At 71.4% G+C, this 26768-nt stretch carries 20 protein-coding genes; 7 read left to right on the top strand and 13 right to left on the bottom strand.

Translation table 11 applies throughout. The annotated features are described in order from the left end of the window. Nucleotides 1-570: 570 nt before the first annotated feature. The 3 genes from ACZ49B_RS03005 to thyX form a co-directional block, all read right to left on the bottom strand. Nucleotides 571-2256 (bottom strand): ribonuclease J, encoded by a 1686-nt coding sequence (locus tag ACZ49B_RS03005; protein WP_468299813.1) that lies wholly within the window; start codon nucleotides 2254-2256, stop codon nucleotides 571-573. A gap of 116 nt (nucleotides 2257-2372) precedes the next feature. Then, a complete protein-coding gene (dapA, locus tag ACZ49B_RS03000) occupies nucleotides 2373-3272 on the bottom strand; it encodes a 4-hydroxy-tetrahydrodipicolinate synthase (RefSeq protein ID WP_468299811.1) in 900 nt (299 codons plus the stop codon). Nucleotides 3273-3521: 249 nt separating this feature from the next. After that, entirely contained in the window at nucleotides 3522-4262 is a 741-nt protein-coding gene (gene thyX, locus ACZ49B_RS02995; RefSeq protein ID WP_053786195.1) for an FAD-dependent thymidylate synthase, read from the bottom strand. Nucleotides 4263-4519: 257 nt separating this feature from the next. Here thyX and ACZ49B_RS02990 point away from each other — a divergent pair, with 257 nt between their 5' ends. Together ACZ49B_RS02990 and ACZ49B_RS02985 are read left to right on the top strand one after the other, a co-directional pair. Next, complete coding sequence (locus tag ACZ49B_RS02990; protein ID WP_053786194.1) at nucleotides 4520-4759, top strand: hypothetical protein; 240 nt, start codon at nucleotides 4520-4522, stop codon at nucleotides 4757-4759. Between the two features lie 48 nt (nucleotides 4760-4807). Continuing rightward, nucleotides 4808-5371: a PH domain-containing protein gene (locus tag ACZ49B_RS02985; RefSeq protein ID WP_468299809.1), complete on the top strand. Its 564-nt coding sequence runs from the start codon at nucleotides 4808-4810 to the stop codon at nucleotides 5369-5371. Nucleotides 5372-5468: 97 nt separating this feature from the next. Here the strand turns inward: ACZ49B_RS02985 and ACZ49B_RS02980 are convergent, their stop codons facing one another. From ACZ49B_RS02980 to eccD, 6 genes are all read right to left on the bottom strand, one after another. Continuing rightward, a complete protein-coding gene (locus ACZ49B_RS02980) occupies nucleotides 5469-5936 on the bottom strand; it encodes a hypothetical protein (protein ID WP_468299807.1) in 468 nt (155 codons plus the stop codon). A gap of 19 nt (nucleotides 5937-5955) precedes the next feature. Next, entirely contained in the window at nucleotides 5956-6711 is a 756-nt protein-coding gene (gene dapB / locus ACZ49B_RS02975) for a 4-hydroxy-tetrahydrodipicolinate reductase (protein WP_383515101.1), read from the bottom strand. A gap of 81 nt (nucleotides 6712-6792) precedes the next feature. Then, entirely contained in the window at nucleotides 6793-8172 is a 1380-nt protein-coding gene (locus ACZ49B_RS02970; protein ID WP_468299805.1) for a M16 family metallopeptidase, read from the bottom strand. Continuing rightward, complete coding sequence (locus tag ACZ49B_RS02965) at nucleotides 8169-10391, bottom strand: polyribonucleotide nucleotidyltransferase (RefSeq protein WP_468299876.1); 2223 nt, start codon at nucleotides 10389-10391, stop codon at nucleotides 8169-8171. Before ACZ49B_RS02965 ends, ACZ49B_RS02970 begins: the two co-directional genes overlap by 4 nt. 313 nt (nucleotides 10392-10704) lie before the next feature. Continuing rightward, complete coding sequence (gene rpsO, locus ACZ49B_RS02960) at nucleotides 10705-10992, bottom strand: 30S ribosomal protein S15 (protein ID WP_048475599.1); 288 nt, start codon at nucleotides 10990-10992, stop codon at nucleotides 10705-10707. A gap of 172 nt (nucleotides 10993-11164) precedes the next feature. Then, the gene (eccD, locus tag ACZ49B_RS02955; RefSeq protein WP_468299803.1) at nucleotides 11165-12670 is read right to left on the bottom strand and encodes a type VII secretion integral membrane protein EccD; all 1506 of its coding nucleotides are present in this window, start codon (nucleotides 12668-12670) and stop codon (nucleotides 11165-11167) included. A 207-nt stretch (nucleotides 12671-12877) separates the two neighbouring features. On the opposite strand from eccD, the gene eccCa reads away from it, so the two are divergent. Both eccCa and ACZ49B_RS02945 read left to right on the top strand, forming a co-directional pair. Then, complete coding sequence (gene eccCa / locus ACZ49B_RS02950) at nucleotides 12878-16843, top strand: type VII secretion protein EccCa (protein ID WP_468299801.1); 3966 nt, start codon at nucleotides 12878-12880, stop codon at nucleotides 16841-16843. Nucleotides 16844-16990: 147 nt separating this feature from the next. Beyond that, nucleotides 16991-17236 carry a DUF397 domain-containing protein gene (locus ACZ49B_RS02945; protein WP_030303613.1) on the top strand — a complete coding sequence of 82 codons (246 nt, stop codon included), beginning with the start codon at nucleotides 16991-16993 and terminating at the stop codon, nucleotides 17234-17236. 82 nt (nucleotides 17237-17318) lie between these two features. Here ACZ49B_RS02945 and ACZ49B_RS02940 read toward each other — a convergent pair whose 3' ends face one another. From ACZ49B_RS02940 to eccB, 4 genes are all read right to left on the bottom strand, one after another. Continuing rightward, a complete protein-coding gene (locus ACZ49B_RS02940) occupies nucleotides 17319-17627 on the bottom strand; it encodes a WXG100 family type VII secretion target (RefSeq protein WP_053786185.1) in 309 nt (102 codons plus the stop codon). Nucleotides 17628-17692: 65 nt separating this feature from the next. Beyond that, nucleotides 17693-18028 (bottom strand): WXG100 family type VII secretion target, encoded by a 336-nt coding sequence (locus tag ACZ49B_RS02935; protein WP_030303610.1) that lies wholly within the window; start codon nucleotides 18026-18028, stop codon nucleotides 17693-17695. Between the two features lie 213 nt (nucleotides 18029-18241). Continuing rightward, the gene (mycP, locus tag ACZ49B_RS02930) at nucleotides 18242-19504 is read right to left on the bottom strand and encodes a type VII secretion-associated serine protease mycosin (RefSeq protein ID WP_468299875.1); all 1263 of its coding nucleotides are present in this window, start codon (nucleotides 19502-19504) and stop codon (nucleotides 18242-18244) included. Between the two features lie 17 nt (nucleotides 19505-19521). Further along, nucleotides 19522-21084 carry a type VII secretion protein EccB gene (eccB, locus tag ACZ49B_RS02925; RefSeq protein ID WP_468299798.1) on the bottom strand — a complete coding sequence of 521 codons (1563 nt, stop codon included), beginning with the start codon at nucleotides 21082-21084 and terminating at the stop codon, nucleotides 19522-19524. A 275-nt stretch (nucleotides 21085-21359) separates the two neighbouring features. Here eccB and eccE point away from each other — a divergent pair, with 275 nt between their 5' ends. The 3 genes from eccE to ACZ49B_RS02910 all read left to right on the top strand — a co-directional run bounded on the left by eccE (nucleotide 21360) and on the right by ACZ49B_RS02910 (nucleotide 26630). Further along, nucleotides 21360-22634, top strand: a complete 1275-nt coding sequence (eccE, locus tag ACZ49B_RS02920; RefSeq protein WP_468299796.1) for a type VII secretion protein EccE — start codon at nucleotides 21360-21362, stop codon at nucleotides 22632-22634. After that, nucleotides 22631-23329, top strand: a complete 699-nt coding sequence (locus ACZ49B_RS02915) for a hypothetical protein (protein ID WP_468299794.1) — start codon at nucleotides 22631-22633, stop codon at nucleotides 23327-23329. Before eccE ends, ACZ49B_RS02915 begins: the two co-directional genes overlap by 4 nt. 868 nt (nucleotides 23330-24197) lie before the next feature. Further along, complete coding sequence (locus ACZ49B_RS02910; protein WP_468299792.1) at nucleotides 24198-26630, top strand: SCO5717 family growth-regulating ATPase; 2433 nt, start codon at nucleotides 24198-24200, stop codon at nucleotides 26628-26630. Nucleotides 26631-26768 lie beyond the last annotated feature (138 nt).

Below are 26768 nucleotides of genomic sequence, written 5' to 3'. Positions count from 1 at the left end.
TTGAGCGGGCCAGTCATGGTCGGAATATGACCGACTGACCACTGCGTCCTCGCTGTGTAATTGCCTGCAAGCATCACGGCGAACCGCGACCTCACAGGTCTTTTTCAAAGGAACCTCATCCACCGAAGTGGACGGGGTATCAACTTCTGGCGTTGATTTTTGGCACGCTGTTGAGTTCTCAAGGAACGGACGCTTCCTTTGTACTCACCCTCTCGGGCTTTCCTCCGGGCTTCGTTCTTGCGTTTCCGACTCTATCAGAGTCGGTCTCGCTTGCTTTCCGGGGTCTTCGCTTTCGCGCTTTCCCTTTCCGGCGGTTCCAACCTTACCAGATTCTTTCCGCTCCGTTTCCGGAGTGGATTTGAATTCGGTGGCCGTTGGAGGGCCTTTCCCTTTCGGGCGGATCAGACTTTATCAGGTCTCCCTGGTCTTGAATCCCACCCCCTCGCCGAACACGTCCGGGCACGCGTGCGTGCCGGGGGTCCGTGCGAGGTGGAGCCGTAAACGTACTGGAGCGGGGCCCCCGGATGCAAATCCGGTTGCCCCGCTCCAGTGACGGCGCTACGGCGAGGCTCAGACCTCGACGACGACCGGGAGGATCATCGGGCGGCGGCGGTAGCCGTCCGAGACCCACTTGCCCATGGTCCGGCGGATGAGCTGCTGGATCTGGTGCGGCTCCGCGACGCCGTCGGCGGCGGCGCGGGCGATGGCTTCCTCGATCTTCGGCAGGACCGACGTGAAGGCCGAGTCCTCGATGCCGGAGCCGCGGGCCTGGATGTTCGGGCCGCTGACGACCTTGCCCGTGGTGCTGTCCACCACGACGAAGACCGAGATGATGCCCTCGTCGCCGAGGATCCGGCGGTCCTTGAGCGAGGACTCCGTGACGTCGCCGACCGACAGGCCGTCCACGTACACGTAGCCGGCCTGGACCTTGCCGGAGATCCGGGCCTTGCCGTCGATGAGGTCGACGACCACGCCGTCCTCGGCGATGACGATGCGGTCCTTCGGGACACCCGTCATGGCGCCGAGCTCGGCGTTGGCGCGCAGGTGGCGCCATTCGCCGTGGACCGGCATGAGGTTCCGCGGCTTGCAGATGTTGTAGAAGTACAGCAGCTCGCCCGCGGAGGCGTGGCCGGAGACGTGCACCTTGGCGTTGCCCTTGTGCACGACGTTGGCGCCCCACCGGGTCAGGCCGTTGATCACGCGGTACACCGCGTTCTCGTTGCCCGGGATCAGCGACGACGCGAGGATCACGGTGTCGCCGGGGACGATCCGGATCTGGTGGTCGCGGTTCGCCATGCGGGACAGGGCCGCCATCGGCTCGCCCTGGGAACCCGTACAGACGAGCACGACCTCGTCGTCCGGCAGGTCGTCGAGGGTCTTCACGTCGACGACCAGACCGGCCGGGACCCGCAGGTAGCCCAGGTCACGGGCGATGCCCATGTTGCGGACCATCGAGCGGCCGACGAAGGCGACCCGGCGGCCGTACTCGTGGGCGGCGTCGAGGATCTGCTGGATGCGGTGCACGTGGCTGGCGAAGGACGCCACGATGATCCGCTTCTGGGCACCCGCGAAGACTCCGCGGATGGCGTTGGAGATGTCGCGCTCCGGCGGGACGAAGCCCGGGACCTCGGCGTTCGTCGAGTCCGAGAGGAGGAGGTCGATGCCCTCTTCGCTCAGGCGCGCGAAGGCGTGCAGGTCGGTGAGGCGGTTGTCCAGCGGCAGCTGGTCCATCTTGAAGTCGCCGGTGGCGACGACGAGACCCGCGGGGGTGCGGATCGCGACGGCCAGGGCGTCCGGGATGGAGTGGTTGACGGCGATGAACTCGCAGTCGAAGGGACCGAGGTTCTCCCGCTCGCCCTCCTTCACCTCGAGGGTGTAGGGGCGGATGCGGTGCTCCTGGAGCTTGGCCTCGATGAGGGCCAGCGTCAGCTTGGAGCCGATCAGCGGGATGTCCGGCTTCTCCCGGAGGAGGTAGGGGACGGCGCCGATGTGGTCCTCGTGGCCGTGCGTGAGGACGATGCCCTCGATGTCGTCGAGGCGGTCCCGGATGGACGAGAAGTCCGGCAGGATCAGGTCGATGCCGGGCTGCTCCTCCTCGGGGAAGAGAACGCCGCAGTCGACGATCAGCAGGCGGCCGTCGAACTCGAAGACGGTCATGTTGCGGCCGATCTCGCCGAGACCGCCCAGGGGGGTGACCCGGAGGCCGCCCTTGGGGAGCTTCGGCGGCGGACCGAGTTCAGGGTGCGGATGGCTCAAAAGTATCTCCTCACCACACACGCCACGTACCTCGTAAGGCACGTGGCGCGCATGTCATTCGTGCACTTGCATTCGTCTGTTTGTTCGTCTTGCTTATTCAGTTGTGAAGTCTGATGTCAGAGCTGTACCCCGCCGGCGGCAAGATCGATCTTGAGCTGAGCCGTCTCTTCGGCCGTCAGCTCGACGAGCGGGAGCCGCAGCGGGCCCGCCGGCAGGCCCTGCAGGTTCAGGGCGCCCTTGGTGGTGATCACGCCCTGCGTGCGGAACATGCCGGTGAACACGGGGAGCAGCTTCTGGTGGATCTCGGTGGCCTTCTGGACGTCGCCGCCCAGGTGGGCCTCGAGCATCGCGCGGAGCTCGGGGGTGACCACGTGGCCGACCACGGAGACGAAGCCGACGGCGCCGACGGACAGCAGCGGCAGGTTCAGCATGTCGTCGCCGGAGTACCAGGCGAGTCCGCTCTGGGCGATGGCCCAGCTGGCGCGGCCGAGGTCGCCCTTGGCGTCCTTGTTGGCCACGATACGGGGGTGCTCGCCGAGCCTCACCAGGGTTTCGGTGTTGATCGGGACACCGCTGCGGCCGGGGATGTCGTAGAGCATCACCGGGAGCTCGGTGGCGTCGGCGATCGCCGTGAAGTGCCGGTAGAGGCCTTCCTGCGGCGGCTTGCTGTAGTACGGGGTCACCGCGAGCAGGCCGTGTGCGCCGGTGCGCTCGGCCTGGCGGGCCAGCTCGAGGGTGTGGCGGGTGTCGTTGGTGCCGATGCCGGCGACGACGTGGGCACGGTCGCCGACCGCTTCGAGGACGGCTCGTACGAGGTCGTTTTTCTCCGCGTCGGTGGTGGTCGGGGACTCGCCGGTGGTCCCGTTGATGATCAGGCCGTCGTTGCCTGCGTCCACCAGGTGGACGGCGAGCTGCTGCGCGCCGTCGAGGTCGAGTGCGCCATCCGCCGTGAAGGGCGTGATCATGGCGGTGAGGACCCGCCCGAAGGGGGTCTGCGGAGTCGAGATCGGAGCCATGGGTAACACGCTACTCGCTGCCATGCTCGCAGTGTCCCCTCGGGGGACGTCAACAGGGTGTGGCTCCCGGCACGGGTCCCGGAGGTCTGTTGGATCCCGGCACTGCCTGCTCGGGGGTTCAAGCAGTGCCGGGTCCGTTTGATCAGCCTAGATGAACTTTACGAAACGTGGCAATACGGACACTTCGGACTTGACTCCGTACATCTGTACGGAGTGGGTCCATCCGTGCCCATCGGGCCCTACCCGCCCTTACGGGGCGACGCGGCCGTTGGCGTTGTACGCGGCGTACGTCAGCGGCATGAGCGCGGCCCAGTGCTGCTCCATCTTCTCGCCGACCATCTCGATCTCCCGCTGCGGGAAGGAGGGAACGGTCGCGAGCTCGTGCTGCGTGCGCAGGCCGAGGAAGTGCATGAGCGAGCGCGCGTTGCAGGTGGCGTACATCGAGGAGAAAAGTCCGACCGGCAGGACCGAACGGGCAACCTCACGGGCCACGCCCGCGGCCAGCATCTCCTGGTAGGCCTCGTAGGCCTGACGGTACGAGTCCTCCATGACCCGGCCCGTCAGTTCCTGCTGGGCCGCGGTGCCCTCGACGAAGACGTACTTGCCCGGGCGGCCCTCCTGGACGAGCTTGCGCTCGGCGTCCGGGACGTAGAAGACCGGCTCGAGCTCCCTGTAGCGGCCCGATTCCTCGTTGTACGACCAGCCGACGCGGTGCCGCATGAACTCGCGGAACACGAAGATCGGGGCGCTGATGAAGAAGGTCATCGAGTTGTGCTCGAAGGGGCTGCCGTGGCGGTCCCGCATCAGGTAGTTGATGAGGCCCTTGGAGCGCTCCGGGTCCTTCTGGAGCTCTTCGAGGGACTGCTCGCCGGCCGTGGAGACACGGGCGGCCCACAGCACGTCGGAGTCGGCGGCGGAGTGCTTCACCAGCTCCACGGTCACGTCACTGCGGAAGCTGGGTTTCAGGTCTGAAGCGGCGGTCTCGCTCACCGGGGGTCCTTCCGAACGACTCACATGGGGCGCGCCCACTCTACGGCGCAGCCCGCGGCTCCCTGCGCAGCTCTCGCGCGGATCGGGCGCAGGCCGCGGAGGCGGTCCGCTCACCCTTTCAGCTGACGCCCAGCCATAAAATTTGGTTAATGTCCCGAATTCAGGCACCGATTGGGCGGCTCGTACGTCTTCACCGGTACAGGCCACACGCACCCACCACCCCGCCCCCGGGCCCTGACCGTGAGGAGAGTCGCTCTATGTTTCGCCGGAGCGAACCCGTCCCGTTCGCCTTCGTCGCCGAGGCCGACCGTTTCCGCAGCAATGTCACTCCGCCGCCGCGCGAGCGTCTCGGCGCGGCCCAGATGGCCGCCCGTAGTCTGGTCGGGCTGACCGTGGTGGCGGGGCTCGTCGGCTCCCTGCTCTTCGGCATGCCCGCACTGCAACCCCACCAGGCGCCCGCCAAGTCGCAGCAGTCGGAGGCCTCCGAGGGGCGGTAGCCTCTCGGGCACAGCCCAACCGAACGTGCATGTGAGTGAGGTACAGCCGTGCCCCTGCCCTTCTTGACGGCCGACCGCGCGTTCGACGCGCACGAAGACGCCGGCGACGACGTACTCGCCCACGAGGACCCCGACCGCTGGCGCCGGCCGTACCGGCCCGGGCCCTGGCGGGTGGCCGGCGCCGCCCTGCTGCTCCTGCTGGCCGCGTTCATGCTGCTCGCCACGATGATCATCGCGTTCGCGGGCGCCTGGGCCGGTGCCGGTTTCTGTGCGGCCGCCGCGCTCGGCGTGATCGGGGCGGCGCTGCGGCTGCTCATGGCGGGCGTCTGGGTGAGCCCGGCGGGGCTTCGCCGGGTGGGCTTCTTCCGGACCCGTTCGATCGCCTGGGACGAGATCACCGAGGTCCGTACGGTCCAGCAGCCGGTGCGCTGGCTGGGGCTGCCGCGGACCGTCCAGGGCCAGGCCCTGACCGCGGCCGCGCGCGACGGCGCGGAGCTGCCGGTGCTGCTGACCGACCACAACGCCGATTTCCTGTCGCGGGCCGAGGCGTTCGACCGGGCCGCCGACATGGTCGAGGCCTGGGCGGACGAGTACCGGGCCGTGCCCGCCTGACACCGGCGTGCAGTGCCCTGGAAGCCCGTACAGGATCCACTCGGGCGGCTTGTACGGGCTTCCGGGTTCTAGGGGCTCGCGGGTCGGCTTACGGGTTCTACGGGCTTACGGGACCGGCCTGGCGGCGCGGTCCTGCGTGCAGGGCGATCGCCCGCTGCATGGCCTTGCGGGCCCGCGGGGTGTCGCGGGCGTCGTGGTAGGCGACGGCGAGGCGGAACCAACTGCGCCAGTCCCCCGGCGCGTCCTCCGTCTCGGCCTTGCGGCGCGCGAAGACCTCGTCGGCGGAGTCCCGCAGGATCCGGCCGTACTCGTCCCGCTCGAGCTCGTCGACGGGCAGTCCACCCTCGGCCTCAAGCTCGGTCGCGAGCTGGTTCGCCCTCGTCACGAACTGCGTGTTCTTCCAGAGGAACCAGACGCCGATGACCGGCAGGATCAGCACGGCCGCCCCGAAGGTCACGGTCAGCCAGGTGCCATGCCGGATCAGCAGCACGCCCCGGCTGCCGACCAGGACGAAGTAGACGACCAGGACGGCGGCCGTGAGGAAGTAAGTGATCTTCGCGCGCATGGGTACTACTGCCTGCTCATCAGCCGAGGTCGAGGAAGTTTTCCAGGCCGAACGTGAGGCCCGGGTGCTGCACGACGCGGCGCGCGCCGAGCAGGATGCCCGGCATGAAGCTGCTGTGGTGCAGGGAGTCGTGACGGATGGTCAGGGTCTCGCCCTCGCCGCCGAGCAGCACCTCCTGGTGGGCCAGCAGGCCGCGCAGGCGGATCGCGTGCACCGGGACGCCGTCGACGTCCGCTCCGCGCGCACCGTCCAGGGCGGTGGCGGTGGCGTCGGGCTGCGGGGCGCAGCCGGCCTCGGCACGGGCGGCCGCGATGAGCTGCGCCGTACGGGTCGCCGTGCCGGAGGGGGCGTCGACCTTGTTCGGGTGGTGGAGCTCGACGACCTCGACGGACTCGAAGTAGCGGGCGGCCTGGGCGGCGAACTTCATGGTGAGGACGGCGCCGATGGAGAAGTTCGGGGCGATGAGCACGCCGGTCTGCGGGGAGGCGGCGAGCCAGGTGTCCAGCTGGGCGAGGCGCTCCTCGGTCCAGCCGGTGGTGCCGACCACGCCGTGGATCCCGTGGCGGACGAGGAAGTCCAGGTTCTCCATGACCGAGGCGGGGGTGGTCAGCTCGACGGCGACCTGCGCACCGGCCTCGGCCACCGTCTCCAGCTTGTCGCCGCGGCCGAGGGCGGCCACCAGCTCCATGTCCTCGGCGGCCTCGACGGCCTTGACCGCCTCGGAACCGATGCGGCCCTGGGCGCCGAGAACGGCCACCCGCAGCTTGCTGCTCATGCTTCTTCGCTTCCTGTCGTACGGGCCGGGCACCGGCCGGCGGCCGGTGCCCGGCCTCAAGGTATCCAGGGTCTCGGGGTCTCAGGACACCGCTTCGTCGAGGCGGGCGGCCTGCTTCTCCTTCAGCGGGCCGATCACCGCGAGCGACGGCCGCTGGGCCAGTACATCCTGCGCGACCGAGCGGACGTCGTCCGGGGTCACGGACGCGATCCGGGCCAGCATCTCGTCGACCGACATCTGGTCGCCCCAGCAGAGCTCGCTCTTGCCGATGCGGTTCATGATCGCGCCGGTGTCCTCCAGGCCGAGGACGGTGGAGCCGGACAGCTGGCCGATGGCCCGCTTGATCTCCTCGTCGGTGAGCCCCTCGGAGACGACCTTGTCGAGCTCGCCGCGGCAGATCCGCAGCACGTCGTGGACCTGGTTCGGGCGGCAGCCCGCGTACACGCCGAAGAGCCCGGTGTCGGCGAAGCCCGAGGTGTACGAGTACACGCTGTAGGCCAGGCCGCGCTTCTCCCGGACCTCCTGGAAGAGGCGGGAGGACATGCCGCCGCCGAGGGCCGTGTTCAGCACGCCGAGCGCCCAGCGGCGCTCGTCGGTGCGGGCCAGGCCGGGCATGCCGAGGACCACGTGGGCCTGCTCGGTCTTGCGGTTGATCAGGTCGACGCGGCCGGAGGTGCGGATGCGCTTGGCTCCGGAGCGCGGGCCGATCGGCTCGGCGTCGGTGTGCCGGAGGGCGCCGGCCTTCTCGAAGGCCGCGCGGACCTGGCGTACGACCTTGTTGTGGTCGACGTTGCCGGCCGCGGCCACCACCAGGTGACGGGGGTCGTAGTGCTTCTTGTAGAAGCGGCGGATCCGGTCGGCTCCGAGGGCGTTGATCGTGTCGACGGTGCCGAGGACGGGGCGGCCCAGCGGGGTGTCCCCGTACATCGTGTGCGCGAACAGGTCGTGCACGCAGTCGCCCGGGTCGTCCTCGGTCATCGCGATCTCTTCGAGGATGACGCCGCGCTCGGCGTCGACGTCCTCCTCGCGGATCAGCGAGCCGGTGAGCATGTCGCAGACGACGTCGATCGCCAGCGGCAGGTCGGTGTCGAGCACCCGTGCGTAGTAGCAGGTGTACTCCTTCGCCGTGAAGGCGTTCATCTCGCCGCCGACCGCGTCGATCGCGGAGGAGATGTCGAGGGCGGTGCGCTGGGCGGTGCCCTTGAAGAGGAGGTGCTCGAGGTAGTGCGTGGCACCGTTGAGCGTGGGCGTCTCGTCGCGGGAGCCCACGTGCGCCCAGATGCCGAAGGTGGCGGAGCGGACCGACGGCAGCGTCTCGGTGACGATGCGCAGGCCGCCGGGGAGGACGGTGCGCCGGACGGTGCCGATGCCGTTCTCGCCCTTGAGGAGGGTTTGGGTACGGGCGACGGCCCGCCCCTCCGAAGAGGGGCGGGCCGTCACACGGGAACTACGCGACGTCACTTGTCGGAGTCGTCCTTGTCAGCGTCGTCACCGGCGGCCTCGCCGTCGATCACGGGGATCAGGGAGAGCTTGCCGCGCTGGTCGATCTCGGCGATCTCGACCTGGACCTTGGTGCCGACCGCGAGCACGTCCTCGACGTTCTCCACGCGCTTGCCACCGGCGAGCTTGCGGATCTGCGAGATGTGCAGCAGGCCGTCCTTGCCGGGCATCAGGGAGACGAAGGCACCGAAGGTGGTGGTCTTGACGACCGTACCCAGGTAGCGCTCGCCGACCTCCGGCATGGTCGGGTTGGCGATCTGGTTGATCGTGGCGCGGGCGGCCTCGGCGGCCGGGCCGTCGGAGGCACCGATGTAGATGGTGCCGTCGTCCTCGATCGTGATCTCGGCGCCGGTGTCCTCCTGGATCTGGTTGATCATCTTGCCCTTGGGGCCGATGACCTCACCGATCTTGTCCACCGGGATCTTGACGGTGATGATCCGCGGGGCGAACGGGGACATCGCGTCCGGCGTGTCGATCGCTTCCATCATCACGTCGAGGATGTGGAGGCGGGCGTCGCGGGCCTGCTTGAGGGCCGCGGCCAGGACGGAGGCCGGGATGCCGTCCAGCTTGGTGTCCAGCTGGAGCGCGGTGACGAACTCCTTGGTGCCGGCGACCTTGAAGTCCATGTCGCCGAAGGCGTCCTCCGCACCGAGGATATCGGTGAGGGCGACGTAGTGCGTCTTGCCGTCGATCTCCTGGGAGATCAGGCCCATGGCGATACCGGCGACGGGGGCCTTGAGGGGCACACCGGCGTTCAGCAGCGACATGGTCGAGGCGCAGACCGAGCCCATGGACGTCGAACCGTTGGAGCCGAGGGCCTCGGACACCTGGCGGATCGCGTACGGGAACTCCTCGCGGGTCGGGAGGACCGGCACGATCGCGCGCTCGGCGAGCGCGCCGTGGCCGATCTCGCGGCGCTTGGGCGAGCCCACGCGGCCGGTCTCACCGACGGAGTACGGCGGGAAGTTGTAGTTGTGCATGTAGCGCTTGCGGGTCACCGGGGAGAGGGTGTCCAGCTGCTGCTCCATGCGGAGCATGTTGAGGGTGGTGACGCCCAGGATCTGGGTCTCGCCACGCTCGAACAGCGCCGAGCCGTGCACGCGCGGGATGGCCTCGACCTCGGCGGCCAGCGTACGGATGTCCGTGACGCCGCGGCCGTCGATGCGGACCTTGTCCTTGATGACGCGCTCGCGCACCAGGGCCTTGGTCAGGCTGCGGTAGGCGGCGGAGATCTCCTTCTCGCGGCCCTCGAAGGCCGGGAGGAGCTTCTCGGCGGCGATCTCCTTGACGCGGTCCAGCTCGGCCTCCCGGTCCTGCTTGCCCGCGATGGTCAGCGCCTGGGAGAGCTCGCCCTTGACGGCGGCCGCGAGGGCCTCGTACACGTCGTCCTGGTAGTCCAGGAAGACCGGGAACTCGCCCTCGGGCTTGGGGGCCTTGGCCGCCAGGTCCGCCTGGGCCTTGCAGAGGGCCTTGATGAAGGGCTTCGAGGCGTCGAGGCCGGCGGCCACGATCTCCTCGGTCGGCGCCTCGGCGCCGCCCTTGACCAGGGTGATGGTCTTCTCGGTGGCCTCGGCCTCGACCATCATGATCGCGACGTCGCCGTCCTCCAGGACGCGGCCCGCGACGACCATGTCGAAGACGGCGTCCTCGAGCTCGGTGTGCGTCGGGAAGGCCACCCACTGGCCGCGGATCAGCGCGACGCGGACGCCGCCGATCGGGCCGGAGAAGGGCAGACCGGCCAGCTGGGTGGACGCGGACGCGGCGTTGATCGCGATGACGTCGTACAGGTGGTCCGGGTTGAGCGCCATGATCGTGGCGACGACCTGGATCTCGTTGCGCAGGCCCTTCTTGAAGGACGGGCGCAGCGGGCGGTCGATCAGGCGGCAGGTGAGGATCGCGTCCTCGGAGGGCCGGCCTTCGCGACGGAAGAAGGAGCCGGGGATCTTGCCGGCCGCGTACTGGCGCTCCTCGACGTCCACCGTGAGGGGGAAGAAGTCGAGCTGGTCCTTGGGCTTCTTCGACGCGGTGGTGGCGGAAAGCACCATCGTGTCGTCGTCCAGGTAGGCAACGGCGGAGCCGGCGGCCTGGCGGGCCAGACGGCCCGTCTCGAAGCGGATGGTGCGGGTGCCGAAGGAACCGTTGTCAATGACGGCCTCGGCGTAGTGGGTCTCGTTCTCCACTAGCGTTTTCTCCATTTTCGTCGTCTCCGTCCGCTGCCCGTGTGGCTGCGGACGGTTGCGGAGAAGCGCTCCTTGCGTGCGGGCCGGTCTTCGATCGAAGTACCCGGTCCGGTGCCCGTCAGGCTCTCCGGGTACCACTACCGAGGACCGGCGGCGTAGGGAGGGCGCTCCTCCTCTTCAGTTGTGCACATGGTTCGCCGTGCACGTGCGTCCAGACTACAAAGCGTCCGGTACGTCCCGCACGTAGAGCGACTGCACGTACAGCAAAGGGAGCGGCCCCCTCAGTGTGGGAACCGCTCCCTTCACAGCGTCTTTACTTGACGCCGGCCGCACCGCGGCGGATGCCGAGGCGCTCGACCAGCGCGCGGAAGCGCTGGATGTCCTTCTTGGCCAGGTACTGCAGCAGGCGGCGACGCTGGCCGACCAGGATCAGCAGACCACGACGGGAGTGGTGGTCGTGCTTGTGGGTCTTGAGGTGCTCGGTCAGGTCCGTGATGCGCTTGGAGAGCATCGCGACCTGGACCTCGGGGGAGCCGGTGTCGCCCTCCTTGGCACCAAACTCGGCGATGATCTGCTTCTTCGTAGCGGCGTCGAGCGACACGCGTACTCCTCGTATAGGTCTTCGTGGCCACCGAGTGCCCCAGGTCGAATTCTCTGGGGATCTTCCGTAACTCGGGAGGCGGGGTCCGCTGAGCGCAGCCTCCAGAGGGTTTCCGGGGGCGCGTACACAAACGGCCGTCACACAGCGTACCAGGCTGCCGTCCGACCCCGTCTCAGCTGGTGAGAGAGCGGGCCCGGGCGTACACGTCCAGCACGGCGAGGGCCAGCGGGACAAGACTGAGCAGTACTGCCGCCTCGGTGAGGTCGAGCAGCCGTCCCCAGAAGGGTGACAGGCCCTTGCGGGGGATGACAAGCGCAATTCCCGCGAGGAGGGCGGCGCCGGCGGCGACGGCTGCGGAGAGCCAGATCGTACGGAGGTCCAGGCCGCCGCGGTCGTGGTACTGGACGAGCTCGCGGACCAGGTCGGCCGGCGGGTGCAGGGCCAGGCCCAGGATCAGCAGTCCGATGGCGGCCATGCCGGCGACCAGGGTGCACACGACCTGGGAGGTGTAGCGGAAGAGGCGGGCGCGCAGCAGCATGGCCAGCCCGGTGGCGAGGGCCAGGAGCCGGCCCCAGGTGTTGTCGGAGAAGCCGAGCACGGCGGCGGAGCCGACGACGACCGCGGCGCAGCCGCCGACCAGGCCGAGGAGCATCTCGTGGCCGCGGCGGGCCTGGGCGGCGATGGCCTCGGAGTCGAGCGGGGTGCCCGTCTCGGGCTGCTCGGAGCCGGAGGTGTCGCCGTACGGCTCAATCTCGTAGCGGTCCGGGGTCTCGTAGCTCTCCACGGCGCTCTGCGGGGCGGCGTAGCCGATGGGCAGCCGGGCGAAACGGGCGGAGAGGCCGGGCAGGAAGGCGACGAGGCCGATGGCCACGGGGGCGCAGACGGCGGCGGTCGCGGTGGCGGAGGCCTCGGTGACGATGGCGGCGAAGGTGGCCAGGGTTCCGGTGGCGGCGAGGAAGGTGGCCGCGACGAAGGGGGCGTCCCCGTTGGGGGTGAGCGCGACGAGGGCCACGGAGGCGACCAGGACACAGACGCACCCGAGCAGGAACTGCAGCCGGCCGGGTCCTTCACCGGCGCCGGCGGCGATGATGCCGGAGCCGGCGATCAGCAGGTGCGGGAGCGCGCCGAGGCCGAGGGCGACGGCGGAGCCGCGGTCGCGGTAGACCCGGGCGCGCACTCCGGCGGCGGCGGTGAGGAGCAGGCCCGCGGCGCCGGCGATGACGCCGGGCAGGCCGTGCATGTCGTGGCGGACCGGGTCGGCGTACCAGAGGACGAAGCCGAGCAGGACGAGCAGCAGGGCGGCGCCGGCCAGGCCCGCGCCGCGCAGCATGTCGTCGCTCCACAGGTGGCGGTCGCGCACGACGGCGGAGGCGACGGCGTCGGAGACGTCGTCGAACACGGCCGGCGGCAGCGACTCGGCGAACGGGCGCAGGCTCAGCACCTCGCCGTCGAGGACCTGCTGGGCGGCGAGGGTGCGGGCGCCGTCGAGGACCGTGCCGTCGCGGCGGACCAGGTGGAAACCGGTGGGGGCGCCGACGGGCTGTGTCTGGCCGGTGAGGCGCAGGAGTTCGGGATAGACGTCGGCGACGGCGATGTCCTCCGGGAGGGCGACGTCGATGCGGCTGTCGGGAGCCACGACGGTGACCCTGCAGAAGCCCGTCGTTGCGGCCGTACTCACCTGTGAGACCCCCCTGGTTGGCGAAGCGGATGCATGGGCTCTCGCCTTGGATTCGCGGATGCGCATACTGCGCGGGCCACCCTACCGGGAGTATGAGTGACTGTCGGCAAGTAGGATCACCGTCGCGCAGGGGAGACCCCCTTCGCGCCCGGGACTTGGGGGCGCCGGTTGCGACGTCCCGTCCGTTTTCGAGGGATTGATGCTCCGGTGAGTCAGATCGTCGTCAAACGCCCGCCGCGGTCCTTGCCGCCCGAAGTTCCTTCGGACGAGCTGAGGCTGGAGGCTCCGCCGGAGCTTCCCCGCGGGCAGCAGGAGGGCATGCTGATGCAGCTCCTGCCGATGCTCGGCATGGGCTCGTCGGTCGTGTTCTTCTTCATGCCGGGTGCGGCGCCCTTCATGCGCATCATGGGTGTGCTGATGCTGGTGTCCACGGTGGGCATGGTCCTCGCCCAGCTGGTGCGCCACCGGCGCGGTACGCAGGGGCAAATGGCCGATGTGCGGCGCGACTACCTGAAATATCTTGCGCAGACCCGCCGTCAGGTCCGCAGGACCGCGCGGGCGCAGCGCGACGCACAGCTGTATCTGCACCCGGCGCCCGAGCAGTTGTGGTCGGTGGTGGCCGAGGGTTCGCGGCTGTGGGAGCGGCGCGTCGGCGACGAGGACTTCGGCCAGGCCCGGCTCGGGCTGGGCGCGCAGCGCCTCGCGACTGCGCTGGTGGCTCCGGACACGGCGCCGGTGGACGAGCTGGAGCCGCTGACGGCGGGCGCGATGCAGCGCTTCCTGAAGGTGCACTCCTCGCTGGACGGGCTGCCGGTGGCGGTGTCGCTGCGGGCGTTCTACCACGTGACGGTGTCCGGCGAGCCGGAGTCGGCGCGCGGTGCGGCGCGGGCGCTGGTGGCGCAGCTGGCGACGCTGCACTCCCCCGATGACCTGGTGGTGGCCGTGGTGGCCGCACCCGGCGCGGTGCCCGCGTGGGACTGGACGAAGTGGCTGCCGCACACGCAGGTCCCCGGGCAGGTCGACGGGGCCGGTACGAAGCGGCTGTTCAGCGATGACCTGGCCGAGCTGGAGGGGCTGCTGGCGCCGCGTCTGGAGGGGCGGCCGCGGTTCAGCCGGGACGTTTCCCCGGTGCTGGACCAGCCGCACCTGGTCGTCGTACTGGACGCGAACTCCCGCGGCGGCCTGGTGCCGCCGGACTCGGCGTTCGCGGCGGCCGAGGGACTGCAGGGCGTGACCATCGTCGAGGTGGTCGCGGGCGAGCTGGACGAGCCGCGCGGCGGTCTGTCGGTCGTGGTGCGGCCGGGCCGGCTGCGGCTCGAGTCGGGCGCGGGGATCGCGTACGAGGGCGTACCGGACACGCTGTCGCTGCCCGCGGCGGAGGCGCTCGCGCGGCAGCTGGCGCCGCTGCGCACCGGCGGCGGGGACGACGACGAACCGCTGCTGGCCAACCTGGACTTCACGGACCTGCTGAACCTGGGCGACGCGGCCTCGATCGACGTGGCCCGGACCTGGCGGCCGCGCTCGGCCGGTGAGCGGCTGCGCGTGCCGATCGGTGTCGGCGAGGACGGCGCGCCGGTCATGCTGGACCTCAAGGAGGCCGCTCAGGAGGGCATGGGCCCGCACGGCCTGTGCGTGGGTGCGACCGGTTCCGGCAAGTCGGAGCTGCTGCGCACGCTGGTGCTGGGCCTCGCGGTCACGCACACCTCGGAGACGCTGAACTTCGTCCTCGCGGACTTCAAGGGCGGTGCGACCTTCACGGGCATGGGGCAGATGCCGCACGTGGCCGCGGTCATCACCAACCTGGCGGACGACCTCACGCTCGTGGACCGCATGGGCGACTCGATCCGCGGTGAGCTGCAGCGCCGCCAGGAGCTGCTGCGCTCGGCGGGCAACTACGCGAACATCCACGACTACGAGAAGGCGCGCGCGGCGGGTGCCCCGCTGGAGCCGCTGGCCTCGCTGGTGCTGGTCATCGACGAGTTCAGCGAGCTGCTGACCGCGAAGCCCGACTTCATCGACATGTTCATCCAGATCGGCCGCATCGGCCGCTCGCTGGGCGTGCACCTGCTGCTGGCCTCGCAGCGGCTGGAGGAGGGCAAGCTGCGCGGGCTGGACACGTACCTGTCGTACCGGATCGGTCTGCGGACCTTCTCGGCGGCGGAGTCGCGGACGGCGATCGGCGTGCCGGACGCGTACCACCTGCCGTCGGTGCCGGGTTCGGGCTACCTGAAGTTCGGTACGGACGAGATGACGCGGTTCAAGGCGGCGTACGTCTCGGGCACCTACCGCTCGGGCGGGCCGGACCTGTCCGTGGGCCTGTTCCCGGTGGAGCGGCGCCCCGCGCTGTTCACGGCGACGCCGGTGCCGGTCGTGTACGCGGCGCCGGACCCGGCGTACCTGGCGGCGCAGTCGGAGCGGGAGGACGACGCGCTCGCGGACACGGTGCTGGACGTGATCGTGGCCCGGCTGGAGGGCCAGGGCGTGCCCGCGCACCAGGTGTGGCTGCCGCCGCTCGACCAGGCCCCGCCGCTGGACCAGCTGCTGCCGGCGCTGGCGCCTTCGACGGAGCGGGGGCTGCACGCGGAGGGGTACACGCGGCCCGGCGGGCTCGTCGTACCGCTCGGCCTCATCGACAAGCCCTTCGAGCAGCGCCGTGAGGTGCTGTACCGGGACTTCTCGGGTGCGGCGGGCCACATGATGGTGGTCGGCGGTCCGCAGTCGGGCAAGTCGACGCTGATGCGGACGCTGATCTCCTCGTTCGCGCTGACGCACACGCCGCGCGAGGTGCAGTTCTACGGGCTGGACTTCGGTGGCGGCAGCATGTCGTCGATCGCCGAGCTGCCGCACGTCGGCGGGATCGCCTCGCGCCTGGACCCGGAGCGGGTGCGGCGTACGGTCGCGGAGGTGGGGGGCATCCTCAACCGCCGCGAGGAGTTCTTCCGGGCGAACAACATCGACTCCATCGGCACGTACCGGCGGCGGCGCGCGGCGGGCGAGCTGCCCGGCGAGGCGTGGGGCGACGTGTTCCTCGTCATCGACGGCTGGGGCGGCTTCCGGACGGAGTACGAGGGCCTGGAGCCGGTGGTCACGGACATCGCCTCGCGCGGTCTGGGCTACGGCATCCACGTGGTGATCACGGCGGCGCGGTACATGGAGGTGCGGGCCGCGCTCAAGGACCAGATGCTGAACCGGCTGGAGCTGCGGCTCGGTGACGTCATGGACTCCGAGTTCGACCGCAAGGTCGCGGCGAACGTGCCGACGGGGATGCCGGGCCGGGGCCAGGTGGCGGAGAAGCTGCACTTCCTCGGCGCGCTGCCGCGGATCGACGGTGCGCACGACCCGGAGGACCTGTCGGAGGCCACGGCCGCCTTCGTGTCGTTGGTGAAGCAGAACTGGGCGGGGGCCGCGGCTCCCGGCGTACGGCTGCTGCCGCGCCTGCTGCACGCCGACCAGCTGCCCAGGGGCGGGGACAACCCCGGCCGCGGGCTGGCCATCGGCATCGACGAGACGGACCTGGAGCCGGTGTTCGTCGACTTCGAGAGCGACCCGTTCTTCCTCGTGTTCGGCGAGAGCGAGTCCGGCAAGACGAACCTGCTGCGGCTGATCTGCCAGCAGATCGCGGAGCGTTACACCCCGGACCAGGCCCGGCTCGTCGTCGGCGACTACCGGCGCAGCCTGCTCGGTGCGCTGCCGGAGGAGCACCTGCTGGAGTACGCGCCGATGGCGAGCTCCCTCCAGACGCACATGGAGGCGCTGGGCGGGGTGTTCTCCCGGCGGCAGCCGCCGACCGACGTCACTCCGCAGCAGCTGCGCGACCGCAGCTGGTGGACCGGCCCGGACGTGTTCATCGTCATCGACGACTACGACCTGGTGGCCACGAGCCAGGGCAATCCGCTGGCCCCGCTGGTGGAGTTCCTGCCCTTCGCCCGGGACACGGGTGTCCGCTTCATCATCGCGCGCAACTCGGCGGGCGCCTCGCGTTCGATGTACGAGCCGTTCATGCAGCGCTTCAAGGAGCTCGGCGCGCAGGGCGTGGTGCTGTCGGGCGACCCGTCCGAGGGCGACCTGATCGGCAACGTCCGGCCCCGTCCGATGCCGCCGGGCCGCGCGTACTTCTCCTCGCGCAAGCGCGGCACGTCGCTCGTACAGCTGGGCCGCCTGCCGGGGATGTAGGAGGCGGCTGACAAGAGGCGGGGCCCGGTCGGACCGGGCCCCGCTTTCTTTTGATCAACGGGAAACAGTCCCCCGGCCCGCCCCGCAGCACCGATAATCGGCAGGGAAGACCGCGGTAGCACCGCACCGCCGAGGGAAAGGCCGCACATGGGCACTCAGCAGGAGAAGGACGAGCTGTACGCGCTCGACATCAGCGGCGTGGAGTGGGAGGGCCCGCCCGGGACCAGCCCCGACGAGGAGCGGGTCGAGATCGCCCGGCTGCCCGAGGGCGCCGTGGCCATGCGGTCCTCGCTCGACCGGGACACCGTCCTGCGCTACACGGCGGCCGAGTGGGAGGCCTTCGTACTCGGTGCCAGGGACGGGGAGTTCGACCTCGACCGCGGCCCCCGCTGAGGCCGGTCCCCCGGGGTACGACGACGGGGCGCGCCCGGTGCGGGCGCGCCCCGTATCCGCATGTGACTGCGGTCGACCTGGCTCAGTAGGCCTCGGTGAACAGGCGCGAGGCCTTCACGTCGGTGGCGCGGTAGTCGCCCTTGCCGCGCTCGATCAGCGCGGCGACCTGCTCGAGCTGCTTGTGCATGTGGTCGGCCTTGCCCTTGTACTTCCCCTGGAGGGTGACGTACGCCTGGTGCGCCTCACCGTCCCAGGTGTCCGTGACGACCTTCAGGGCCTGGTCCATCTCCTCCAGGTCCGTCATGATCTTCTTCGAGACGACGCGGATGCGGTTCGCCATCTCCTGGACGCTCTCATACCGGACCTTGGTGTGGCCGTCGGAACCAGCCATGTTCTTCTCCTTCGCGCTGGGCTGAGTGGGGAACGACGTAAAGACGTAAGGGCGTAAAGGGCAGGTCAGATGCCGTTGAGGCCGGAGCCGCCCTGGCCCGCGGAGGCCTGCACCGTCTTGAACGCCGCGCGCACGTCGTCGTCCTGCGCGTTGCTGAGGTTCTTGGTCTGCGCGACCGCGTTGTGCAGCACCCCGAGCAGACGACGGATCTCGTCGTGGTCCTCGTTGACGACCGTCTGGGCGGAGACGAAGCCCGAGGCACCCACACCGGTCCAGCCGGCGCTCACCGTGGCGAGGATGTCGGCCAGCTCGCGGGACTGGGTGGTGACGGCACGGGCCGTCGTCTCGATCTTGTTCTTCGCCTGGACGATCGGATCGTCTGCGAGTCCGAAATTGCTCATCCGAAGCTCCTCACTTCTCAATTCGCCGGCAGAACCGGCGGATTGCGCAGCGGCGGGGAGGATCCGGGCGCGGATCTGAGCCACGCGCCGCCGGAATCCCCCTCCGCCTCACGCGATCCCCCGATCACAGTCGTGAAGCCTGGTGTCACTCTAGCCAGTTCATCTGACAGCCCCAACACCAGTGGGCCGCTTCCGTTGATGAACTGTGACGGTTCACTGCAAACGGCCCCGCCGCTTGCGGGCGTCCCGGACCACCGTCGCCGTGCCCGCGATGACCGCGATCAGCACGCCTGTGATCCCGAGAGCGTACGTGCCGAACCGCTCCTCGCGCTCCTGTGCCGTCTCGGTCATCCGCAGCGCCGCCGCCTCGGGTGCGGCCGCCGGGGGCGGGCCGGGGTCCGGGACCGGGGCCTTGGGGGCCTCGTGGTCCTGGGTCACCGCGCGCACCGGGTCGACGACGCCCCATCCGACGTAGTCGTCACGGCCGTTGACCGAGCGCTCGGCGGTTCCCTGGATCTGCCAGGCGATCTGTTGCGGGGTCCAGTCCTCGTGCTGGGCGCGCAGCAGGGCGGCGACTCCGGCGACGTAGGGCGCCGAGAAGCTGGTGCCGTTGTCGATGCACTGGCCGAAGCCGGGGACGGTGGAGACCATGTCGACGCCGGGCGCGGCGACCCCGATGAAGTCGCCGGGCTGGGAGAACGCGGCCCGCTCGTTGTTGCGGTCCGAGGCGGCCACGGCGAGGACGCCGGGGAAGGCCGCCGGGTAGGTCCTGCGCTTCTCGCCGCTCATGCCGTCGTTGCCCGCCGAGGCCACGACCACGACCTTCGCGTCGACGGCCCGCTGGACGGCCTTGCCGAGCTCGGAGTCGGCGCTCAGGGGCACGTCGGTGTCCTGGGAGATGTTGATGACCTGGGCGCCCTTGGACACCGCGTGGTCGATCGCCTGGCCCAGGGAGAGCGCATTGCCCTTGCCCTGCCCGTCGTTCTGCCGGATCGGGATGATCGTGGAGTCGGGGGCGAGGCCGACGAAGCCGGTGCCCTCCTGCGGTCGGGCCGCGATCAGCCCGGCCACCTTGGTGCCGTGGCCGACCGTGTCGGTCGTGCCGTCGCCGCCCTTGGGGTCGACGAAGTCCTTGCCGGCGCCGACGTCGATGGCACCGCTGAGCTGCGGGTTCGCACGGTCCACCCCGGTGTCGATGACCGCGACGCGGACGGGCTTGCCGTTCTTGTCCTTGCCCTTGGTCCGCGCCCAGAGCGCGTCGAGCAGCAGCCGCTGCAGGGACCAGGGGCGGTCGGCGATCTGCTTCTTCATGGGGAAGGTGCACTCGCCGGCGCCCGCGAGGTTCAGGGCCGGTGCGCGGACGGGTTCCGGGTGCGGTGCGGCAGCTGCGGCGGTACCGGCCGCGGCGGTCGTGCCGGACAGGGCGGCCACGGCGAGGGCCGCGGCGGCAAGTGCGCTGCGCGTGTACGAGGGCATGGGCATCGGCGGCTTCCTCACGAACCCTGGGGCTGGCGGGCGGAGTTGGTGTCCAGGCGCGGCCCCTTCGAGAGGAACTCGGACCAGGCGATGGGCACCATGGCCGGCGCGACCGTCCCGTAGCCGAGCCGGATCTGCGCCTGGCTGGCCTCGGGGCGGCCGTCCGCGCCGGCCTGGCCGTTCGGCTGGTCGGGGGCGCCGATCTTCGACTTCTCGGCGTCGCTGTCCCCGTTGGCCTGCACCGCGTACCGCAGGCCGGTGTCGGTGACCAGGAACAGGGAGCCGCCCGCGGTGGTCTGCTTGCCCTGGACCTGCGTGTAGAGCAGCCCCGAGCCCGGGGTCACGTACGCGCTCGTGCCGCTGGCGGTGATGTCGATGGGGAATCCGGTGCCGGCCCACGTGCTCAGCGTCTGGTTGCCCTGGCCGTCGACCGAGCGCAGCACGTTGCAGACGGTGTCGCGGGCGCCGGAGCCGGCGGGCTGGTTGATCCGGTCGGACTTCTTCTGCGGCCACTTGGCCTCGCCCTTGAACGCCGTGGCGTCCGGGTTGAGCGACTGGAGGTCGACCTCGCGGGGCTTGCCGTGCATGTTGAGGCCGTCGGTCGCGGGCGCCGAGATCAGCAGCCACGCCACGAAGTCGGAGACCGGGGCGACCTTTCCGGGCAGGACGACGTAGTGCTGCGTACCGGAGCCGGTCTGCGCCTTCAGCACCATGCCGACCTTGTTGTCGGCGGTGGTCAGGCCCTGCACGTCGGCCTTCGTGCCGGCCGCGACGGGCAGCTGCGGGAAGGCCAGGTCGTCCCCGGAGTTGAGGGTGGCCAGCCACGTCTCGGTGACCTGTTGCGGGGTGGCGCCGGTGCTGCCGACCAGCGCGTTGGTCATCTTCCCGGCGTCCGCGCCGCCTTCGGGGAACTTGTACTTCGTCCCCGTCGCGTCGACCAGGTAGCGCTCCTTGGCCCCGCCGGTGCTCTGCACGTACAGCATCTGGCTGTCGGTGACCTTGCGGGCGTCGTCCATCAGGCCCGCCTCGCGGTCGGCGAGGACGAACGTCGCGGTCTGGACGGTCTTGCCGTTGCCGCCCGGCGCCTGGCAGACGGCCCAGCGCTTCGCCTTGCCGGCGTCCTGCGGGGCCGGCAGCCGGTCGGGCGCGTACGGGATGCCGATGATGGGCCCGCGCGGCGGCTTGCCCGCGTCGAGGACCTTGTCGTCGATCTGGATGACCTTGAACTTCTGCGGGTCCAGGAGGAGTCGGGCGGAAGCCAGGTTGAGCACCGGGTGCAGCCGGGTCTGGTCCTTGCCGTTCACCTTCGTCGTGAGCACCACGTACCGGGTCGTCGACTGCTTGCCGACAATGACCTTGGTGCCGGCCTCGTCCCAGCCCTTGGGGGCCTGCGGCTTGAACATTCCCCAGGCACCGAACGCGGCGAGTACGAGCGCCCCCGCCACCAGCCCGGGCAGGACCGCACGCAGCGGACGCGGCGCACCTTCCTCCGACCCCGTGGCGGAAGGCTGGAGGAACGCGGCCACCGTGCGCCGCTTCGCAAAGGTGTACGCGTTGAGTTCATCACGTCGTGATGCCATGACCGCCTGCTTCTCCCCGCACGGCCCGGTCGGTGAGTACGGTCCCCGAGCCTCGATTGTCGGACCGGGGACCTACTATGCCTCTTGACGGAGCGTGCGTAGGGGCCGGGTAGGGTGAGGCCGCCGCTCGCTGTCTTCCGGGCCGCACGATTCAGGGGTCGTCGCGGTATTCAGGGCTTGTTGGGGTGGATTGACGAGATCCGGGTCACGCGGCGGGCAGCGCCCGGCTCCGGCACTCACGGGGTACGGCCCCGGGAAGGGGAGGTGGGCGAGTGATGGCCACCGCGACGCAGCCGCAGACGGGTGCACCCGCACCCGCACGCGGCGGGGTGACGCCGTATCCGAAGTCGAGCCCGGGCCGCTTCGGCCCGTTCCGATTGCAACAACTCGTACTGCTCCAGATCGCCGTGGCCGCCCTTCTGGTGGCCTGGGTCGTGGAGCCGATGCTGCTGATCCCCGCCGGTGTCCTGGCGCTCGTACTGGTGGTGCTCGCCGTCGTACGCCGCCACCAGCGCTCCCTGCCGGAGTGGATCGGCGGCGCGCTCGCGCTGCGTTCCCGGCGGCGGCGGGCCGCTTCGTTCGCGGTGCCCGCGGGGACCGAGCCGGGGCTGGCCCCGCTCGTCGAGGCCGATCCGGCGCTGCGGACCCTGACGTTCAGCGACCGCGACCGGCGGCCCGTCGGGATGGTCGGTGACGGGACCTTCCTGACCGCCGTCGTCCAGGTGGACACGGACGCCACCGCGCTGCGGCCCGACCGCGGAGCCCATCCGCTGCCGCTGGCCCTCGTACGGGACATCCTCGAAGTCGACGGCATCCGGCTGGAGTCCGCGCAGCTGGTGCAGCACACCCAGCCGGCGCCGGCCCCGCACCTGCCGGCCCAGTCGATGGCCACCCGCAACTACGCGCCGCTGCAGGCCGCCACCGGCACCCCGGCGGTGCGGCTGACCTGGATAGCCCTCAAGCTCGACCCGGAGCTGTGCCCCGAGGCGGTCACCGCGCGCGGCGGCGGGCTCGCGGGCGCGCAGCGCTGTCTGGTGCGGGCGGCCGACCAGTTGGCGAGCCGGCTGACCGGGGCCGGCTTCCGGGCGACCGTGCTGACCGAGCAGGAGCTGACGGCCGCGCTGGCCACCTCCTCGTGCGCGAACCCCATGGCGATCACGCAGGCGGGGCGCTCGGCGAGCACCGGCCGGCGGACGGAGGAGACCGCGCGGATCTGGCGCTGCGACGACCGGCGGCACACCACCTACTGGATAGGGCGCTGGCCGCAGCTCGGCGGCAGCGGGGCGGCGTCCCTGCCGCAGTTCGTGGCGCTGCTGACCTCGCTGCCGGCGCTGGCGACGAACTTCAGCCTGACGATGGCTCCGGCGGAGCGCCAGGGCGTGACGCTGACCGGCCACGTACGGGTCACGGGGCGCAGCGACGAGGAACTCGTGGCGGCCCGCCGGGAACTGGAACGGACGGCCCGCGGTGTGCGCACCGGGCTGGTCCGGCTCGACCGTGAACAGGTACCGGGGCTGTTGGCTTCGCTGCCGCTGGGAGGGGCGCGATGAGGGGCGGGTTCGGGCTGATCGGCCCGCGCCGGGAACGGCATGCGGTCCCCGCGGTGGACCTGGACGCGCTGGCGCTGCCCGTCGGGGACGACGGGGTCGTCATCGGCGTGGACGCCGAGGGGCGACCGGCGGTGCTCGGCATCAACCGGCCGACACCGTACGAGGTGACGCTGATCGGCGGCCTGTGGACGGCGCAGGTGCTGGCGCTGCGCGCGGCGGCCACGGGCGCGCGGGTGGCGGTGGAGACCGGGCGCGGGCAGGTGTGGTCCGGGCTGGCCCAGGCTGCCGGCGGCGGCCAGCAGTGCGTGACGCTGCACGAGGTCGGCCGGGTGCCGCCGCAGGGCGCGTCGGCGGGCAGCCCGGTGCTGGTGATCCGCGACTGCGGGATGCGGCCGCCGCGCGGGCGCGTGGTGGCGGGACCCTGGCAGTCGGTGCTGACCCTGCTGCCGTACCTGAGCCCGGCGGCGCCCAGGCTGCTGCAGAACTCGTCGCTGGTGGGCGTCCAGCGGGTGTCCCCGGACGAGGCGGAGCAGCTCGGCCGCCTGATGAACCTGCCGCGGGCGGCGGTGGACTCCCTGCCGACGCTGGGCGACGGGGTCACGCTGTGGTGCACGCCGAGGGACCGCCAGTTCGTGATGACCCAGGGCACGGAACCGGAGACAGGCCTCCTGGGCCCTTCCCGCCGCATCGACTGACCCCCGGATGCCCAGCCCCGACGCCACCGGGCCGAGCCCCGAACGGCCCGAACCGATCAGGCCGGTCAGACCGCCCGAACCGATCAGGCCGGTCAGACCCGCCGAGCTGGTCAGGCTGGTCGAGCCGGTCGGACCGATCAGGCTGGTCGAGCCGGTCGCACCGATCAGGCCGGTCGGACCGGTCAGGCTGGTCGGGCCACGCGGGACGGCGCGAGCCGAGCGGGCTCCTCAGGGCAGTTGGCCGGATGGGCTGCACGGGCCGGATGCGCGGGCCGGACTGGCCGGTCGGCCCACGTGCCGGGACTGGCCCGCCGGGCCGGGGTCGCCAAGGTCGCTCCAGCTTGGGCGGGCTGGTCGATCCAGACGGGCTGCACGGGCCGGATGGCCCGCACGGGCCACCGGCCCACGCGGCACGATCCGCCCTGTCGGCGCCACCAGCGCCGACGGCGGTTCACGCGCGGGACGGGGCGAAGCCCCAGGGCCTCTCCGGGCCCGCCGACACCATCCATCCCCGTAGGCGTTTGAGGCGCGGGGTCCGGGGCGGCGCCCCGGGGTCTTTCCAGCCCCGCCGGCGTGTGAGGCGCGGGTCCGGGGCGGCGCCCGGGAAACGGAGAAAGGGCGGGCCGGGGAGAAGAGCCCCGCGCAGCGGCACCGCACCCGCCCCCACCGGGCCGGTGACGGTTGCTCAGGAGGCAGCCACCCTGTAGGCAGGACGGCAAGGACAACGGCACGAAGCCGGCCCGCAAGGGCCCCCGCACCGCGGGGCGTCCAACGGGGGCGGACACCGGTGTCGGCACGCGATTAGGCTGGGCGCGGGCGCGGCGTCGAGGTGGGCGCCGGACCAGTGTTCGACAGACCAGGAGGACCAGTGAGCGGCGATCGGAACGAGAGGCGCGGCGGGACGTGGGACGTCCCGACGGACGATCAGTCCGACGCGGAGCCCGAGATGACGGGCGAGTTCACCATCGACTACACCCCGCCGGCCTGGTACACGCAGGGCGCGGCCCCGGCCTCGCCGGTACCGGGCCTCCCCGAGGGCAGCGGCTTCGAACCCCACCGCCCGTCGGACGTGGCCTCGCCCCCGACGATGCGGATCGCCCCGCCGGCCCCCCGTACCCCGTCGGACGGCGCGGGAGTGCCGTCGCCGTTCCCGGCACCGGCCCCGGCACCCTTCGGCTCCCCGGCCGACAACCCCACCCCGCCTGCGGCTTTCCCGCCCCCGGCACCCGCCGACAACACGGGCGCCCCCTCGGCCTTCCCGGCCCCGACCCCGGCACCCGCCCCGCCGGCCCCTGCAGACACCCCCGGCGCGCCCGCCGCGCTCCCGGCACCCGCCGAGGTACCGGCTCTGCCGGCACCGGCCCCGGCACCCGCGGGCCACCCCGGCCTGACCCTGGACAAGGCACCCGCCCTGCCGACGCCGGCGCCGGCGCCGCTCGGCACGCCCTCCGCCGAGGCCCCCGCCGACACGCCCGGATCGCCCGTGAACGCCTCCTTCGAGGGATCCGCCTCCGTCCAGCGGCACGACACCCCGCCCGACGGGACGGCCATCCCGTTCGCGAACCCCGAGCCCGCGGCTCCGGAGGTTCCCCGGGACGCCGTTCCCGCGCCGGTGGCCGACGCCGTTCCCGCGCCCTTCGCGTCCCCCGTACCGGAGGCTCCGGAGCCCGTCACCCCCGTGGACGCGGTTCACCCGCCCGTGGAGGCCCCCTTCGGGGGACCCGGCGGCGAACTGCCGGCGCTGCCGCCCGCGTTCCCCGCCACCACGGCACCCCAGGACGGGTACGGCTTCCCGCCGGCCCCCGGCCCCGCCGCCACCCCGCCCCAGGACGGATACGGCTTCCCGCCGGCGCCCGTACCGGCGCAGCCCCAGCCGCAGCCGCCCGTGGGCGCGGGCGACTACGCCTTCCCGCCCGCGCAGCCCGCGCCCGCGCCGGCCCCCGCGCCCGTACCGCCGCAGCACCAGCACCAGCAGCCGCAGCCGCAGCCGCAGCCGCAGCAACACGAGCAGCCGCAGTACGACCCCCGTGCCGGCGGGGCCCAGTGGTCCGCCGGGCCCCAGCCGGGCCCGCAGCCGCACGACCCCCGCTACCAGCCCGGCCCGGCCGGCGGCGGCGGAGCGCCCCTCGGCTACACCGCCGCCGTCGAGCTGTCCTCCGACCGGCTCCTGCGCGGCAAGCAGAAGCCCAAGCCCCAGCGCTCCGGCTTCCGTTTCGGCGGCAAGGCCGCGGAGGCCGAGCGCCTGCGCAAGCTCGAGCTCATCCGCACCCCGGTCATGTCCTGCTACCGCATCGCCGTCATCAGCCTCAAGGGCGGCGTCGGCAAGACCACGACCACCACCGCCCTCGGCGCGACCCTGGCCACCGAGCGCCAGGACAAGATCCTGGCCATCGACGCGAACCCCGACGCCGGCACCCTCGGCCGCCGCGTCCGCCGCGAGACCGGGGCCACGATCCGGGACCTGGTCCAGGCGATCCCGTACCTGAACTCGTACATGGACATCCGGCGGTTCACCTCCCAGGCCCCCTCAGGCCTGGAGATCATCGCCAACGACGTGGACCCGGCCGTCTCCACGACGTTCAACGACGAGGACTACCGCCGGGTCATCGACACGCTCGGCCGCCAGTACCCGATCATCCTCACCGACTCGGGCACCGGCCTCCTCTACTCCGCGATGCGCGGCGTCCTGGACCTGGCCGATCAGCTGATCATCATCTCGACCCCGTCGGTGGACGGTGCCAGCAGCGCGAGCACGACGCTCGACTGGCTCTCCGCGCACGGGTACGCCGACCTCGTCTCCCGCTCGCTCACCGTCATCTCGGGGGTCCGCGAGACCAGCAAGATGATCAAGATCGAGGACATCGTGCAGCACTTCGAGACCCGCTGCCGCGGCGTCGTCGTGGTGCCGTTCGACGAGCACCTCGCGGCCGGTGCCGAGGTCGACCTCGACCTGATGCGGCCGAAGACCCGGGAGGCGTACTTCAACCTCTCCGCGCTCGTGGCCGAGGACTTCGTACGCGCCGCCCAGCAGGCCCCCCAGGGCCACTGGGGAGCACCTCAGCAGCCCCAGCCGCACCATCAACCCCAGCCGCACCAGTCACCGCAGCAGCCGCAACCCCAGCCGCAGCAGCCGCAGGGCCAGCCGTACGGCCAGCCCCAGGGCCCGTCCCCGTACCAGCAGCCGCCGCAGCCGTACGCCCAGCCGTACCCGCAGCCCGGCCAGCCCTGGCAGCCGCAGCAGCAGCCGCCCCAGCAGCCCCAGCACCCGCAGCAGCCCCCGCGCGACCCGCGCCTCGGCTGACGCTGACGCTGCGCCGACGGCAGCGAGAAGGGCCCGTACCTCCCCGGGGAGGTACGGGCCCTTCTCTTTCGTCCGGGGGGGGCTCACGATGGTTGGTGTTCCCTGTTTTTCCTCTCTGTCCCTCTTCTCCTTCTTCCC

The organism is Streptomyces sp. NPDC031132 (assembly GCF_055570595.1).
This window is presented reverse-complemented; position numbering and strand designations above follow the sequence as displayed.

Coding starts and splice junctions, on each gene's coding strand:
- ACZ49B_RS02940 (WP_053786185.1), bottom strand. CDS start 17,627: ATGGCTGGTTCCGACGGCCACACCAAGGTCCGGTATGAGAGCGTCCAG.
- dapA (WP_468299811.1), bottom strand. CDS start 3,272: ATGGCTCCGATCTCGACTCCGCAGACCCCCTTCGGGCGGGTCCTCACC.
- eccB (WP_468299798.1), bottom strand. CDS start 21,084: ATGGCATCACGACGTGATGAACTCAACGCGTACACCTTTGCGAAGCGG.
- ACZ49B_RS02935 (WP_030303610.1), bottom strand. CDS start 18,028: ATGAGCAATTTCGGACTCGCAGACGATCCGATCGTCCAGGCGAAGAAC.
- dapB (WP_383515101.1), bottom strand. CDS start 6,711: ATGAGCAGCAAGCTGCGGGTGGCCGTTCTCGGCGCCCAGGGCCGCATC.
- ACZ49B_RS02980 (WP_468299807.1), bottom strand. CDS start 5,936: ATGCGCGCGAAGATCACTTACTTCCTCACGGCCGCCGTCCTGGTCGTC.
- eccE (WP_468299796.1), top strand. CDS start 21,360: ATGGCCACCGCGACGCAGCCGCAGACGGGTGCACCCGCACCCGCACGC.
- ACZ49B_RS02915 (WP_468299794.1), top strand. CDS start 22,631: ATGAGGGGCGGGTTCGGGCTGATCGGCCCGCGCCGGGAACGGCATGCG.
- ACZ49B_RS02990 (WP_053786194.1), top strand. CDS start 4,520: ATGTTTCGCCGGAGCGAACCCGTCCCGTTCGCCTTCGTCGCCGAGGCC.
- ACZ49B_RS02945 (WP_030303613.1), top strand. CDS start 16,991: ATGGGCACTCAGCAGGAGAAGGACGAGCTGTACGCGCTCGACATCAGC.
- mycP (WP_468299875.1), bottom strand. CDS start 19,504: ATGCCCTCGTACACGCGCAGCGCACTTGCCGCCGCGGCCCTCGCCGTG.